Origin of the sequence: Streptomyces hazeniae (genome assembly GCF_031845485.1) — a bacterium.
Classification (GTDB): Bacteria; Actinomycetota; Actinomycetes; order Streptomycetales; family Streptomycetaceae; genus Streptomyces; species Streptomyces hazeniae.
In genome coordinates, this window is record NZ_JAVREQ010000041.1 from 1 (window position 1) to 13,730 (window position 13,730).

General features: G+C 73.0%; 13 protein-coding genes. 3 read left to right on the forward strand and 10 right to left on the reverse strand.

The window, feature by feature from the left end:
* Positions 1-393: 393 nt before the first annotated feature.
* Entirely contained in the window at positions 394-3,192 is a 2,799-nt protein-coding gene (gene ppc / locus RM572_RS27600) for a phosphoenolpyruvate carboxylase (RefSeq protein ID WP_394813719.1), read from the reverse strand.
* A 317-nt stretch (positions 3,193-3,509) separates the two neighbouring features.
* On the opposite strand from ppc, the gene RM572_RS27605 reads away from it, so the two are divergent.
* On the forward strand, positions 3,510-4,502 hold the full coding sequence (locus RM572_RS27605) for an acyl-CoA desaturase (protein ID WP_311676109.1): 993 nt from the start codon (positions 3,510-3,512) through the stop codon (positions 4,500-4,502).
* Positions 4,499-5,206, forward strand: coding sequence for a TetR family transcriptional regulator (locus tag RM572_RS27610; protein ID WP_394813720.1), 708 nt, complete (start codon positions 4,499-4,501; stop codon positions 5,204-5,206). Before RM572_RS27605 ends, RM572_RS27610 begins: the two co-directional genes overlap by 4 nt.
* A gap of 67 nt (positions 5,207-5,273) precedes the next feature.
* Here RM572_RS27610 and RM572_RS27615 read toward each other — a convergent pair whose 3' ends face one another.
* The 4 genes from RM572_RS27615 to RM572_RS27630 form a co-directional block, all read right to left on the reverse strand.
* A complete protein-coding gene (locus RM572_RS27615; RefSeq protein ID WP_311676110.1) occupies positions 5,274-5,582 on the reverse strand; it encodes a helix-turn-helix domain-containing protein in 309 nt (102 codons plus the stop codon).
* The gene (locus RM572_RS27620) at positions 5,579-5,929 is read right to left on the reverse strand and encodes a type II toxin-antitoxin system RelE/ParE family toxin (RefSeq protein ID WP_311676111.1); all 351 of its coding nucleotides are present in this window, start codon (positions 5,927-5,929) and stop codon (positions 5,579-5,581) included. The genes RM572_RS27615 and RM572_RS27620 overlap by 4 nt, the downstream gene beginning before the upstream one ends.
* Positions 5,930-6,025: 96 nt before the next feature.
* Positions 6,026-6,397 (reverse strand): VOC family protein, encoded by a 372-nt coding sequence (locus RM572_RS27625; RefSeq protein WP_311676112.1) that lies wholly within the window; start codon positions 6,395-6,397, stop codon positions 6,026-6,028.
* On the reverse strand, positions 6,394-7,233 hold the full coding sequence (locus tag RM572_RS27630) for a trans-aconitate 2-methyltransferase (protein WP_311676113.1): 840 nt from the start codon (positions 7,231-7,233) through the stop codon (positions 6,394-6,396). Before RM572_RS27630 ends, RM572_RS27625 begins: the two co-directional genes overlap by 4 nt.
* A 72-nt stretch (positions 7,234-7,305) precedes the next feature.
* On the opposite strand from RM572_RS27630, the gene RM572_RS27635 reads away from it, so the two are divergent.
* Entirely contained in the window at positions 7,306-7,803 is a 498-nt protein-coding gene (locus RM572_RS27635) for a MarR family winged helix-turn-helix transcriptional regulator (protein WP_311676114.1), read from the forward strand.
* Positions 7,804-7,852: 49 nt separating this feature from the next.
* Here RM572_RS27635 and RM572_RS27640 read toward each other — a convergent pair whose 3' ends face one another.
* The 5 genes from RM572_RS27640 to galT form a co-directional block, all read right to left on the reverse strand.
* Positions 7,853-8,722, reverse strand: a complete 870-nt coding sequence (locus RM572_RS27640; RefSeq protein ID WP_311676115.1) for a response regulator transcription factor — start codon at positions 8,720-8,722, stop codon at positions 7,853-7,855.
* Positions 8,723-9,086: 364 nt separating this feature from the next.
* Complete coding sequence (locus RM572_RS27645; protein WP_311676116.1) at positions 9,087-10,223, reverse strand: DUF4185 domain-containing protein; 1,137 nt, start codon at positions 10,221-10,223, stop codon at positions 9,087-9,089.
* Positions 10,224-10,381: 158 nt separating this feature from the next.
* Positions 10,382-11,524 (reverse strand): galactokinase, encoded by a 1,143-nt coding sequence (gene galK / locus RM572_RS27650; protein ID WP_311676117.1) that lies wholly within the window; start codon positions 11,522-11,524, stop codon positions 10,382-10,384.
* Positions 11,525-11,537: 13 nt separating this feature from the next.
* Positions 11,538-12,515 (reverse strand): UDP-glucose 4-epimerase GalE, encoded by a 978-nt coding sequence (galE, locus tag RM572_RS27655; protein WP_311676118.1) that lies wholly within the window; start codon positions 12,513-12,515, stop codon positions 11,538-11,540.
* Positions 12,512-13,609 carry a galactose-1-phosphate uridylyltransferase gene (galT, locus tag RM572_RS27660; protein WP_311676119.1) on the reverse strand — a complete coding sequence of 366 codons (1,098 nt, stop codon included), beginning with the start codon at positions 13,607-13,609 and terminating at the stop codon, positions 12,512-12,514. Before galT ends, galE begins: the two co-directional genes overlap by 4 nt.
* Between the last annotated feature and the right edge of the window lie 121 nt (positions 13,610-13,730).

Consider the following 13,730-nt stretch of genomic DNA (forward strand, 5'->3'; position numbering starts at 1 on the left):
GGGGACGGGGGTGTGGTCGCTCCGCCCGTCCGGGCGTTGGTCGGCGTCCGGACGGGCGGAGCGTGAGGGGGGAGGTCGCCGCTCAGGGTGGTCGGCCCTGGGCGGCGACCTTCGGGGCGTCACGCGGTTCGGTCTACCGCACCGGTTCCTGTGCGGTCCCGGCAGTACAGGACCTTGCCACCCCGGGCCGCCCTAGTGAACTGTTAAGCATGGCAGGTCCCTGCCACCGAGGGCGTTCTCAAGGCCCGCGGAGTTGCAGCACGTTGCCACTTTCGGACGGTTCGCGCACGTCGCCGCGGGTGCGGCGGGGCCCGTCCCTGCTCCGCCCGCACGGCGAGGCGCCGCCCACCCCGGGGGTGAACGGCGCCTCGGTACGGACCTGTTGGGTACCCGTTAACCAGTGTTGCGCAGCCCGGCCGCGACACCGTTGACGGTGAGCAGCAGGGCACGGCTCAGGTCGGGGTCGGGCTCCTCCTCCCGTTCGGCGGCCTGCCGTTGACGGTCCAGCAGGGCGACCTGGAGGTAGGAGATCGGGTCGAGGTAGGCGTCGCGGATCTGGAAGGTCTGCCGGAGTACGGGATTGGCGTCGAGCAGCTTGTCCTCGCCGGTGATGCGGAGCACCTCGGTGACGGTGAGGGCGTGCTCGGCCTCGATGGTGGCGAAGACGTGCCGCAGCTCGCCGGGGACGAGGGTGTCGACGTAGTGGCGGGCGATCCGCAGGTCGGTCTTGGCGAGCGTCATCTCGACGTTGGAGAGGAAGTTGCGGAAGAAGTGCCAGTGCGCGTAGGCCTCGTCGAGCACGGCGTCGAGGCCGGCCTCCCGAGCGGCGCGCAGGCCGGTGCCGACGCCGTACCAGCCGGGCACGATCTGCCGGGACTGCGTCCAGCCGAAGACCCACGGGATGGCACGGAGGCCCTCGAGTCCCTTGCCGCTGTCGGGGCGGCGGGAGGGGCGGGAGCCGAGGTGGAGTTCGGCGAGCTGGTCGACGGGGGTGGACGCGAAGAAGTACGCGGGCAGGTCGGGGTCCTGCACCAGGGCGCGGTACGCGGTGTGGGCGGCGTCGGAGACGGTGTCCATGGCGGCGTCCCAGCGGGCCAGGGCCTCGTCGGACTGGCGCGGCGCGGTGTGCAGCGCGGAGGCCTGGAGAGTGGCCGCGACGGTCAGTTCGAGGTTCTCGCGGGCCAGGGACGGCACCAGGTACTTGTCGGAGATGACCTCTCCCTGTTCGGTGACCTTGATCTCGCCCTCGAGGGTGCCCCAGGGCTGGGCGAGGATCGCGTCGTGGGTGGGGCCGCCGCCGCGGCCGACGGTGCCGCCGCGTCCGTGGAAGAGGCGGAGGCGCACACCGTGGCGGTGGGCGACGTCGCGGAGCCGGCGCTGAGCGCGGTGGATCTCCCACTGGGAGGTGGTGATGCCGCCGAACTTGGAGGAGTCGGAGTAGCCGAGCATGACCTCCTGCCGGTCGCCTCGCAGGGCGACGAGCCGCCGGTAGGAGGGGTCGGACAGCATGGCGTCGAGCAGTTCGTCGGCGATCTTCAGCTCGTCCGTGGTCTCCAGCAGCGGGACGATGCCGATGCGGGCCCAGCCGGCGTGCAGGTCGATCAGCCCGGCCTCGCGGGCGAGGACGGCGGCGGCGAAGACGTCGTCGGCGCCCTGGCACATGGAGAGGATGTAGGACTCGACGACCTCGGGCCCGAAGGTGTCCAGGGCGCGGCGGACGGTCTGGAAGACGCCGAGGGTGCGGGCGCCCGCGTCGTCCAGCGGGGCGGGGCTGGGGGCCAGGGGGCGGCGTGAACGAAGCTCCTTGGCGAGCAGCTTCTGCCGGTAGTCGCGGGGCATGTCGAGGTAGCGCCAGGACTCCTCGCCGAGCCGGTCGAAGAGCTGGCCGAGGGCCTGGTGGTGGGCTTCGGCGTGTTCGCGGACGTCCATGGTGGCGAGCTGGAGGCCGAACGCGGCGAGGGTGCGCAGCAGCCGTTCGAGGTGGCCGTCGGCGACGAGGCCGCCCTTGTGTGCGCGCAGCGAGGTCTGGAGCAGGGTGAGGTCGGCGAGGAGTTCGCCGGTGCCCAGGTAGTCGCGGCCGGGGGCGTGCGGGGCGTCGGCGGCGAGCCGGTCGCGGGTGTTGAGGAGCTTCTGCCGGATGCAGGTGGCCTTGAGCCGGTAGGGCTCCTCGGCGTTGAGCCGCTTGTAGCGGGGGCTGATCTCGGGGAGCCGTTCGAGGTCGGCTTGCAGGGAGTCGAGCAGTTCGTCGGTGGCGCCGCTGTTGCGGACCGAGTTGGAGAGCGCGCCGCGGAGTTCGTCGACGTGCAGCAGAGCGTCGGTGATGCCGTGCTCGTGCTGGAGCAGCAGCACGTCCCAGGTGACCTGGGGGGTGACGTTGGGGTTGCCGTCGCGGTCGCCGCCGATCCAGGTGCCGAAGGTCAGCGGGCGGCTTCCGGGCGGCAGCGGCGCGCCGGCGCGTTCGAGTTCTGCGGACAGGTCCTCGAGGACGTCGCCGACGGCACCGGAGTGCAGTTCGTCGAGGTAGTAGACGGCGTTGCGGGCCTCGTCGGCGGGCTCGGGGCGTGCGACGCGCAGCTCGTCGGTCTGCCAGACCAGGTCGATGTTCTCGGCGAGGCGCAGGTCGGTGCGGCGGCGGTCGTTCTCGTCGGCGTCGAGCAGTTCGGCGATCTTGCGGAGCTTGGTGAGGACGGACCGGCGGGCGGCTTCGGTGGGGTGGGCGGTGAAGACGGGCCGGACGCCGAGGTTGCGGGCGGTCTCCCGCAGGTGCTGCGCGTCGGCGTCCTTGAGCATGTCGGCGGTGCGGGAGAGCAGGCCGCCCTCCGCCGCGCGGCGGGCCCGCAGCTCCCTGCCGCGGTGCACCTGCTCGGTGACGTTGGCGAGGTGGAAGTAGATGGAGAAGGCGCGCACGAGCTTGGTGGCGGTCTCCAGGTCGGTGCGTCCCAGGAGGGCGGCGGCGGCCTCGCCGTCACTGCGGGTGAGGGCGCGGACCCGCTCGACGAGATCGAGCAGCTCGGCCCCTTCTTGGCGTACGAGGGTCTCGCCGAGCAGGTCGCCGAGGCGCCGGATGTCGGCACGCAGGGCTGTGTTGTCGGCGTTGTCGGCGTTGTCGAGGCTGCCGGGGTTGCCGGGGTTGTCGGTCTCCTCCGGCCGGCTGATGGTGTCGCCGGCGGTGTCGCTGTCGGCACTGCTCACGGGTGCGGGCTCCTTGGCAAGCGGGTGGGCTTTCCGGTGTGCTTCCGGCTGGTCACGGACCGCGCTGTCCGACGCCGTACAGGATAGGCCGCCGGGCGCGGGGGCCTGGCGGGTGTCCGGGTGCCGGTCACGCTGGGTGGGCACACCGGCCCTGTTGCCCCGTCGCTGAGGGCTGCCATACTTACGACGCCGTAGGTTACGGTTCCGTAGCCTGCTGGGGCGTGTGGTGAAGGCGGCGTCGTCCCCCGCCGGGGCCCCGGACCGCCACTCCCCGCACGCTCTCCGACCCCCGCCCCCGCTCCCCGAGGGACAGCACCATGACTCCTGGCCCGGACGTACTCGAAAAGGATTCGAGCTCTCGAACGGCTTCCCCCACCGCGCCCGCCGAGCTCGCCACGCTGGGTGGCGAGCAGCGGCGGTCGCTCGAACAGGTCGCCCTGCTGGCCTTCATCGTCCTTCCCTTCCTCGCGCTGCTCGCGGCGGTGCCGCTGGCCTGGGGCTGGGGTGTGAGCTGGCTGGATCTGGGGCTGCTCGTGGCCATGTACTACATCGGTTGCCACGGCATCACGATCGGTTTCCACCGCTACTTCACGCACGGCTCGTTCAAGGCGAAGCGGCCGCTGCGGATCGCGCTCGCGGTGATGGGCTCGCTCGCCGTGGAGGGCCCGCTGGTGCGCTGGGTGGCCGACCACCGCAAGCACCACAAGTTCTCCGACGCCGAGGGCGACCCGCACTCCCCGTGGCGGTACGGCGAGACCGTGCCGGCACTGATGAAGGGGCTGTGGTGGGCCCACGTGGGCTGGATGTTCGACGAGGAGCAGACGTCCCAGCAGAAGTACGCCCCGGACCTGGTCAGGGACCCCGCCATCCGGGCGATCTCGCGGCAGTTCGTGCTGTGGACGACGGTGTCGCTGCTGCTGCCGCCGCTGATCGGGGGTCTGGCCACGTGGTCCTGGCAGGGCGCGCTGACCGCCTTCTTCTGGGGTTCACTCGTACGAGTGGCACTGCTGCACCACGTCACGTGGTCGATCAACTCGATCTGCCACGCGGTCGGCAAGCGGCCGTTCAAGTCCCGGGACAAGTCGGGCAACGTGTGGTGGCTGGCGGTCCTGTCGTGCGGCGAGTCGTGGCACAACCTGCACCACGCCGACCCGACGTGCGCACGTCACGGCGTGCTGCGCGGGCAGCTGGACTCCAGCGCGCGGATCATCCGCTGGTTCGAACAGCTGGGCTGGGCGTACGACGTGCGTTGGCCCAAGCGGGACCGAATCGACTCCCGCCGCCAGGAGCGTGCCGCCGAAGCGGCATGATGGTGTCCGTGCCGACCGACGACCGCGCGAACCACGTCAGCCCGCAGGACATATCCCCCAAGCCGGGCGCGGCTCCGACCTCCCGGCGGGCCCGCAGACGCATGACGGGCAAGGAGCGCCGGGAGCAGTTGCTCGACATCGGCCGCTCCCTGTTCGCCGAACGCGGGTTCGAAGCGACGTCGGTGGAGGAGATCGCGCACAAGGCGGGGGTGTCCAAGCCGGTCGTCTACGAGCACTTCGGCGGCAAGGAGGGCCTGTACGCGGTGGTCGTGGACCGCGAGATGCGGCAGCTCCTCGACATGGTGACGGGCGCGCTGACCGGCGGCCACCCGCGGGAGCTGCTGGAGCAGGCGGCGTTCGCGCTGCTGGACTACATCGAGCAGTACACCGACGGCTTCCGCATCCTGGTGCGCGACTCGCCCGTCGCGCAGTCCACCGGCACCTTCGCCTCGCTGATCAGCGACATCGCCACCCAGGTCGAGGACATCCTGGGCCGCGAGTTCAAGATGCGCGGCTTCGACCCGAAGCTGTCGCCGCTGTACGCGCAGGCCCTGGTGGGCATGGTGGCGCTCACCGGGCAGTGGTGGCTGAACGTCCGCAAGCCGAAGAAGGCCGAGGTCGCCGCCCACCTGGTCAACCTCGCCTGGCACGGCCTGCACGGCATGGAGCAGAAGCCCCGCCTCATCGGCCACCGCAAGTCCTGAGTGACCGCCCGCAACCGCGCGAAGCCCGCCCGGCGGAGCCCGCCGCCGGGCGGAGGCGCGGGGGGGGTCAGGTGCCTGCGGCGTGCGGCGTCATCTCGACGCGCAGGTCGAGTTGCAGCGCCCCGGCCAGGCGGTCCAGGACCGGCAGGCTGGGCACCGTCCCACCGGCTTCGAACCGGGCCACCGCCGACTGCGTCATGTGAGCGCGCCGCCCGACCTCCTCCTGCGACAGACCGAGCTCGATCCGACGCGTGCGCACGGCGACTCCGAGCTCGTAGCGCAGCCGGGTTGCGGCGTACTCCTCCCTGATCTCGGCCGTGACCGGACGCGTTCGCCGCGCCTCCGCCAGCCCCGCACGTCGTGTCTCTCCGGTCACCGGACCTCCTCCTCGGCCGTGGGCTGCTCAGCCTGGCAGCGCTTGAGCGCCTGCCGCGCTCGCTCGATCTCGGCGAACTCACGCATCCGGGTCTTGGGGAACACCGTGAGTATCACGATGGGTCGGTGAGGGGCGATCCAGTACGTGATTCGCACCCGCCGGCCGCCGCAGTAGAAGCGCAGTTCGCGGAGCTTCCCGTCGAGCTGCCGGGTGTACGGCTCGCCCAGGTGCACGCCGCGCTCCTCCAGCAGATCCAGGTGGAACCACGCTTGCGCCCACCGCTTGTCGTCCAGCCCGTCCAGCCACGCTTCGACCTCCGGCTCGAGTTCGACGGTACCCCATTCCATAGCACGAACGCTATGGGAGGCGCCTGCCCCGGAGAGCGCTTACGGGGCTCTACTCACTCTTTCGAGGTCGCGGCGGACGCGTCGAAGGTTCGGCGGTCAGGTGTCTTCGAGGAACTCGAGGCGGTTGCCGAAGGGGTCCGTGGTGTGGAAGCGGCGGCGGCCGGGGATCGCGTCGTCCCAGGTCACCGGGGCGCCGTACGCCGTCAGCCGCGCGGCGAGGGCATCGAGGCCGCGGATCCGGATGCCAGGATGGGCCGTGCGGGCGGGGAGGAAGCCCTGCTCGACGCCGAGGTGCAGTTCGACGGCGCCGCTCCGGAACCAGCAGCCGCCTCGCGCGGCGAGGCCGGCGGGCTTGGACTTCTCGGTCATGCCGAGGACGCCGGCGTAGTACGCGCGTGCCGCCTCCTCGCCGCCCGGCGGGAGGGCGAGCTGCACGTGGTCGAGTGCGTCCAGGGCAAAGCCGGTCATCGGCGGACCGCCACGACGAAGACGCGGCGGAAGGGGAAGAGGGTGCCGTGCGGGGTGGGCGGGTAGGCGGCGCGAAGCGCGGCGGCGTACTCGGCGAGGAAGGCGTCGCGCGCCTGCGGGTCGTCGGCGAGCCCGCCGAGCACCGGCCGCAGTGCGGTGCCCTTCGTCCATTCCAGCACCGCGTCCTCGCCGTGCAGGATCTGCACGTACGTGGTCTCCCAGGCGTCGACCTCGCAGCCGAGTGGCGCCAGGGCGGCGGCGTATGCGGCGGGCTGCAGGACCGCGTCGGTGCGTGCGGGAGCGCCGAGGCGGTCGCGCCAGCGCGGGGTGTTGCGCAGTTCGTGCAGCAGGACGTGGCTGGGGGCGTCGAAGTTGCCGGGGACCTGGAAGGCCAGCGTGCCGCCGGGGACGAGGGCGTCGACGTAGGCGGGGAGGGCTTCGGGGTGGCCCGGCCACCACTGGAGGGCGGCGTTGGAGAAGAGCACGTCGTGCGGCTGGGTGGGGCGCCAGTCGGCGAGGTCGGCGTGGACGAAACCGAGCGTGCCGCCGCCCGCGGTCGGGCCGGCGTAGGCCGCCGCTCGCGCCAGCATGGCGGGCGAGCTGTCGTAGCCGGTGATGTGCGCGGCGGGCCACCGCTCGGCGAGGAGTGCGGTCGGCGCGCCCGGGCCGCAGCCGAGGTCGGCGACGCGCGGAGCGTCGGCGCGCCTCGGCGGAGGGTCGGGCACACGGGCGAGGAGGTCCCGCAGCGGGCGGGTGCGGTGGTCCGCGTAGCGGGCGTACTGCGCGGGGTCCCAGTCCGGGACGTCTCGGGCTTCCTGGGCGTCCGGCGTCTCCATGAGGCGATCATCCACCCCAACTATCTCGACGTCAAGAGACTTCATGTCGACAGAACTATTACACTGATCTCCATGGAGGACGAGGTCGACCGACTGGTTTCAGCATGGCGCCGGGAGCGCCCGGACCTCGACGTGGAACCGCTGGAGGTGCTCAGCCGCGTCAGTAGGCTCGCCCGCCACCTGGACCGGGCACGGCGGATCGCGTTCGCGGAACACGGCCTGGAGCCGTGGGAGTTCGACGTGCTGACGGCGCTGCGACGCGCGGGCACGCCCTACCAGCTGTCCCCCGGCCAGCTGCTCACCCAGACACTGGTCACGTCCGGCACCATGACCAACCGCATCGACCGGCTCGCCAAGAAGGGCCTCGTCGAGCGGCTGCCCGACCCCAGCGACCGGCGCGGGGTCCTGGTGCGCCTGACCGCCGACGGCCGCCACCGCGCGGACAGCGCGCTGGCCGGCCTGCTGGACCAGGAGCGGGCGATCCTGGTGGAGCTGTCCCACACCCAGCGCGGCGAACTCGCCGACCTCCTCCGCCAGCTCACCGCCCCCTTCGACAACACGCCGATCTGAGCCACGCTCCCCGGCAGCGGCCCGGCGGGCACCGCGCCGCCGGGTGCCGTCAGGAGTCCGCCGCCCCCGGGCCGGCCGGCGGCACGCCGGCGCGGCGTGCCAGGGCGACGGCGGCGAGAGTGGAGTGGACGCCCAGCTTGCCCAGCACGTTCTGCATGTGGGTGCGCACCGTGTGCGGGGAGAGGTAGAGCCGTTCGGCCACGGCCTTGCGGCCCAGCCCGGCCACCATGCACCGCAGCACCTCGTACTCACGGGGCGTCAGCGCGTGGACCAGTCGTTCGCTCTCCGAGCGGTGCTCGCGCGACGCGGTCAGCTCCTCCAGCACGCCGGTGAGGAGCAGCGGCGGCAGATGCGTCTCCCCCTTGAGCACGCCGCGCACCACGTGCAGCAGGCGGCTCAGCGGACTGTCCTTGGCCACCCAGCCGCAGGCGCCCGCCTGGAGGGCGGCGGCGGCCACGGCGGGATCGTCGCGTTCGGCGAGGACGACCGCGCGCAGCCCGGGGTGGGCGGTGCGCATCCGGGCCAGCAGCGTCAGGCCGCCCGCGCCCGCGGCGGCGGAGCCCGGTCCGGCGCCGGGCGACCCGTCCCGGCCGCCGGCGAGCTGACCGGGCGTGAGTTCGCTGCGCGGCGACGGGATCGCCAGCGGCGGCGACGCGGCCCCGGAGGGGCCGGGCGGTGGCGGGGCGGCGGACGACGGCTCGTCAGCGGGCGGGGCGGGTCCGGGGCCGCTCAGGTGCGCGTCGACCAGCAGCACGGCGAAACGGCGCCCTTCGGCCGCGCCGCGCTCGAGAGTGTGTACGGCTGCCGCGCCGCTGCCCACCGCGGTCACCTCGACGTCCTGCTCGGCGGCCAGCGCAGCGGCCAAGGACTCGGCGAAGATCCGGTGATCGTCGACCACCAGGACACGGATCCGTTGCATGTGTCGCCCCCATGACGGTGCGGACGCGTCACCCGGTACGCGGACACGGCGACACCCCGGCCGCCGCCGGTCTCACGTACCGCCGCTCTCCCGTGCCCGGGTGACGCCCCCGGTTGTCTCGCCCCCTGACGAACGCACCCGCCGACCCCCACCGGCGCGGTGCACAAGGGTCCACCCTACGGCGGGGAGCCGGAGAGGGAAGGGAAACCGCGAAACTGGCCGGTTCCCCGCACTCTGCCGCGACCGGCCGGCCCGCCGGGGCCCGGCACCGCGCGCACCACGTCCCTCACACGGCGCCGGGGCACGTCACGCCCCTCACGCCACCCCTTCGCGCGCCCTTGCGCCGCGCCCCTCCGCGCGCCTCTCACACGAAGCCGCGCACCCGGTGCTGCATCACCCGGTACGGCCAGCCCTGCGCGGTGTTCCACTGGCTGACGGCCAGGTGGAGGTCGGTGAGCGTCGACCCGGGGATGACGTAGCCGCCATAGAGCTGGGCCACGTGCGCGTCGTCCTCCTGGCCCCACTGACCGCCCCACACCAGGGTGCGGCGGTGCGCGGTGTGGAGGTTGGAGGTCGGGTAGTCCATGAGGATGCCGTCGATGCGGTAGTCGCCGGCGTTGAACCAGGTGAGCAGCCACTTGCCGCCCAGCGGACGCAGGCACAGCTCGCCGAACCGGCCCTCCAGCACCGGCGTCGGCGCATGGCCCCACGCCCACACGCCGTCCCGCCAGCCCCACGGCTCGTACGCCGCGAGGTCGGTGAGGCGGTCCTCCCGCACCCGGTGCAGGATCAGCGGCTTGTCGCGCTGGAAGCCCGTCGAGAAGACGTACACGTAGCCGTCGTTCCCCCGGCCCCAGGTCAGCAGCTGGAACAGTCCCCCGGCGTGGTTCGCGGGGAACTTCGCGCCGGTGTGCTGCCAGCTCGCGCCGGAGTCGTCGGAGCGCCAGATCTCCGTCCACACGACGTTGCCGAGGCCCTTGTTGACCATGGCGTGCAGGTACATGGTGCCGCCGATGGTGATCACGTCAGAGGGCAGCACCGTGGAGAACACCGGGTTGTTGTGCTCGTAGAACCACAGCTGTTCGGCGGCGGCGCCTCCGTGGGCGCCGGACCAGGTCACCCCGGCGTCGAGGTCGGTGGTCTCCGACCACAGCGCGACGGGCGAGCGCCACCAGCCGCCGCCGACGCGGGCCTGCTCGAAGGTGTCGCCGAAGACGAACAGCGTCCGTCCGTCGGGTGTCCGCGCCGGGATGCCGAGGTCGGTGGCCTCCATCCGGAACCGGGTGGTCAGACCCGGGCCGGTCAGATCCTTGATCTTCGTGACCTGCAACGCCCGGGTGTCGGCGGCCTGGGCGCCGCCCGCCGTGCCGAGTGCCGCCGCGCCGCCGAGGGCCGCCCCGGCGGTCGCGCGGAGGAACGCCTTGCGGCTCAGCCCGCGCCGTCCTTCCGAGCCGTCGCCTCTGCCGCCGGTACTCCGTCGTGCCGAACCGTCGCTCACCATGTGTCCTCCCGTGTGGGGCCGGTCGTCCCCGGGAGCTTCCAGCAGAGCCCGGACGCCGTCAACGGGCCGCGCACGCCGACACCTTCGGCCGAGGGGAACCCCCCGACCGGCCGCACGGCACCACCGCCGGGGCGTACGGCCGGGCGTGCACGTCCCGGCTACGACGGCACGCGGTGGGCGCCCGCGGACGGGACCGCGTCGAAGAGGCGGGGGGAGCGGTGGCCCGCGGCGGCGAACGCCTCCGTCACCGCGTCGCCGACCTTGGCGGTCAGCGCCTCGTCGAGCAGCACGATCGCGGAGCCGCCGAAGCCGCCGCCGGTCATCCGTGCGCCCAGCGCGCCCGCCTCCAGGGCGGTGTCGACGGCCAGGTCGAGTTCGGGGCAGGAGACGGCGAAGTCGTCGCGCAGCGAGGCGTGTCCGGCGGTGAGGACCGGTCCGACGGCGCGGACGTCCCCTGCGTCGAGCAGCGCGATCGTCTCCTCGACCCGCCGGTTCTCGGTGACGACGTGCCGCACCAGGCGCCGCAGGGTGGGCTCGTCGCCCAGGCGGGCAGTCGCCGCGTCCAGCTCCTCGACGGTCACGTCGCGCAGCGCGGACACGCCGAGCCGGCGGGCGCCCTCCTCGCAGCCGGACCGGCGTTCGGCATAGGCGCCGTCGCCCAGGGAGTGCTGCACCCGGGTGTCGACGACCAGCAGCCGCAGCCGGTGTGCGGCCAGGTCGAGGGGGACCTGGCGGCGGGTGAGGTCGCGGGTGTCCAGGTGCAGGGCGTGGCCCTCGGTGCAGCAGGCGGAGGCCATCTGGTCCATGATCCCGCACGGCACGCCCACGTAGGCGTTCTCCGCGCGGCGGCAGAGTCCGGCGAGGCGCGCGGGGTCGAGTCCGAGGCCGTACAGGTCGTTCAGCGCGAGGCCGGTGGCGACCTCCAGGGCGGCGGAGGAGGACAGCCCGGCGCCGGTCGGCACGGTGGAGTCGACGTGCAGGTCGGCTCCGCCCACCGGGTGGCCGGCCTCGCGCAGCGCCCAGACGACCCCGGCGGGGTAGGCGGCCCAGCCGTCGGCGCCGGCCGGGTCGAGCGTGTCGAGGCGCAGTTCGACCGGAGCCGCAGCGCCGCCGGTCTGCGCGGAGTGCAGCCGCAGCACGCCGTCGTTCCGGCGTACCGCGGCGACCCGCGTGGTGTGCGGGAGGGCCAGCGGCAGCACGAAGCCGTCGTTGTAGTCGGTGTGTTCGCCGATCAGGTTGACCCGGCCGGGCGCCGCCCACACGCCGTCCGGCGCGCCCCCGTACACCTCGCGGAAGGTCATCCCTCTCCCCGGCTCAGTCGGTCCCGGCGGCGTGCCGGGTGAAGTCCCAGGCGTCCTGGACGATGCCGGCCAGGTCGGCGCGCGAGGGCTGCCAGCCGAGCAGGCGCCGGGCGCGTTCGGCGGAGGCGACGAGGACGGCGGGGTCGCCGCCGCGGCGGTCCGCGACGACCTCCGGCACGGGGTGGCCGGTGACCTTGCGGACGGTCTCGATCACTTCGCGGACGGAGAAGCCGTTGCCGTTGCCGAGGTTGCAGACCAGGTGCTCCCCGGGCGCGGCCTTCGACAGCGCGAGCAGGTGGGCGTCGGCGAGGTCGGCGACGTGGATGTAGTCGCGGATGCAGGTGCCGTCGGGGGTGGGGTAGTCGTCGCCGAAGACGTTGATGTGCTCGCGGCGGCCCTGGGCGACCTGGAGGACGAGCGGGATGAGGTGTGACTCGGGGTCGTGCCGCTCGCCGTAGACGTGCCCGTCGGGGGCGGCGTACGCGCCGGCGACGTTGAAGTAGCGCAGCGAGGCGGCGGCCAGGCCGTGCGCACGGCACTCGCCGGTGATCATGTGGTCGACGGCGAGCTTGGTGGCGCCGTACGGGCTGGTCGGCGCGGTGGGGTCGTCCTCGGTGATCGGGGAACCGGCCGGTTCGCCGTAGGTGGCGGCCGTGGACGAGAACACCAGGCGGCGGACGCCGTGCTCGCGCATGGCGGCGAGGAGTTCGATGCTGCCGCCGAGGTTGTTGCGCCAGTACTTCTCGGGGTCCGCGACGGACTCGCCGACCTGCGAGCAGGCGGCGAAGTGCAGCACGCCGTCGTAGGAGGGATCGAGGTGGCGGGCGGCGTCCTGCACGCGCCCCTCGACGAAGTCGGCGCCCTGCGGGACGCCGGCCCGGAAGCCGGTGGAGAGGTCGTCCAGCACGGTGACCGTGTGGCCCGCTTCCAGCAGGTGTGCGGCGACGACGCTGCCCACGTATCCCGCGCCGCCTGTCACCAGGTACTTCACTCGTTCCCTACCTCTCGCAGTCGCTGAGCCGCGGTCTCCGGCGGCACATCGTTGATGAACACGTTCATGCCGGATTCGGAACCCGCGAGGAACTTCAGCTTGCCCGAAGTACGGCGAATGGTGAAAAGCTCGAGGTGGAGGGCGAAGTCGTGGCGCCCGGGAGCGGTGCGCGGGGCCTGGTGCCAGGCGGAGATGTACGGGGTGGGCGGCTCGCCGGGGCCGAAGATCCGGTCGAAGCGGCGCAGCACGTCGAGGTAGAGGTGCGGGAACTCGGCGCGGGCCCCTTCGTCCAGCGCGGTCAGGTCGGCGACCCGGCACCGGGGGTAGAGGTGCACCTCGTACGGCCAGTGGGCGGCGTGCGGGACGAAGGCCGTCCAGTGCTCGCCCTCGGCGACGACGCGGCTCTTGTCGGCGCGTTCGGCGGCGACCACGTCGTCGAAGAGGTTGCGGCCGGTGCGTTCGCGGTGGGCGGTGGCCGTGTGCAGCATGCGGGCGGTGCGCGGCGTGGTGAACGGATAGGCGTAGATCTGCCCGTGGGGGTGGCCGAGGGTGACGCCGATCTCGCGGCCGCGGTTCTCGAAGCAGAAGACCTGTTCGACGCCGGGCAGGCGGGAGAGCGCGGCGGTGCGGTCGGTCCAGGCGTCGAGGACGAGGCGGGCCCGTGCGGGCGTGAGGTCGGCGAAGGACGCGTCGTGGTCGGCGGTGAAGCAGACGACCTCGCAGCGTCCGGCGCCGGGGCGGTGGCCGAAGAGGCCGTCCGGCTCCTGGGCGGAGAGGGGGCCGGGGCCGCCGGCGAAGGAGGGGAAGCGGTTCTCGAAGACGGCGACCTGGTAGTCCGCCTCGGGGATCTCGGTACGGCGGCCCTCGCGGGAGGGGCACAGCGGGCACTCGTCGGCCGGCGGGTGGTACGTGCGCCCCTGGCGGTGGGCGGTGACGGCGACCCACTCGTCGAGCAGCGGGTCGTGCCGGATCTCGGAGGCCGTGGCGGTGGGGTCGAGGGGGCGCCGGTCGACGGCGTCGTGGCGCCTGCCGTCCCCCGTGTCGAAGTAGAGGATCTCCCGGCCGTCGGCGAGCCGCCTGGTGGTCTTCTGCACGGGCCCTCACTCCGGAGATCAACAGAATCGAACAGTAATCATCATAGCCAGGGGCCTCAGCGAACGGAAGCGCTGACGTGCACCGCGACACCACTTCTCGCACATACTGCACAAGACATGC

Bases quoted from the DNA above. Each gene is read 5' to 3' on its own strand.
- RM572_RS27605 (WP_311676109.1), top strand. From the start codon at position 3,510: ATGACTCCTGGCCCGGACGTACTCGAAAAGGATTCGAGCTCTCGAACG.
- RM572_RS27610 (WP_394813720.1), top strand. From the start codon at position 4,499: ATGATGGTGTCCGTGCCGACCGACGACCGCGCGAACCACGTCAGCCCG.
- RM572_RS27620 (WP_311676111.1), bottom strand. From the start codon at position 5,929: ATGGAATGGGGTACCGTCGAACTCGAGCCGGAGGTCGAAGCGTGGCTG.
- RM572_RS27625 (WP_311676112.1), bottom strand. From the start codon at position 6,397: ATGACCGGCTTTGCCCTGGACGCACTCGACCACGTGCAGCTCGCCCTC.
- RM572_RS27630 (WP_311676113.1), bottom strand. From the start codon at position 7,233: ATGGAGACGCCGGACGCCCAGGAAGCCCGAGACGTCCCGGACTGGGAC.
- RM572_RS27635 (WP_311676114.1), top strand. From the start codon at position 7,306: ATGGAGGACGAGGTCGACCGACTGGTTTCAGCATGGCGCCGGGAGCGC.
- RM572_RS27640 (WP_311676115.1), bottom strand. From the start codon at position 8,722: ATGCAACGGATCCGTGTCCTGGTGGTCGACGATCACCGGATCTTCGCC.
- RM572_RS27645 (WP_311676116.1), bottom strand. From the start codon at position 10,223: ATGGTGAGCGACGGTTCGGCACGACGGAGTACCGGCGGCAGAGGCGAC.
- galK (WP_311676117.1), bottom strand. From the start codon at position 11,524: ATGACCTTCCGCGAGGTGTACGGGGGCGCGCCGGACGGCGTGTGGGCG.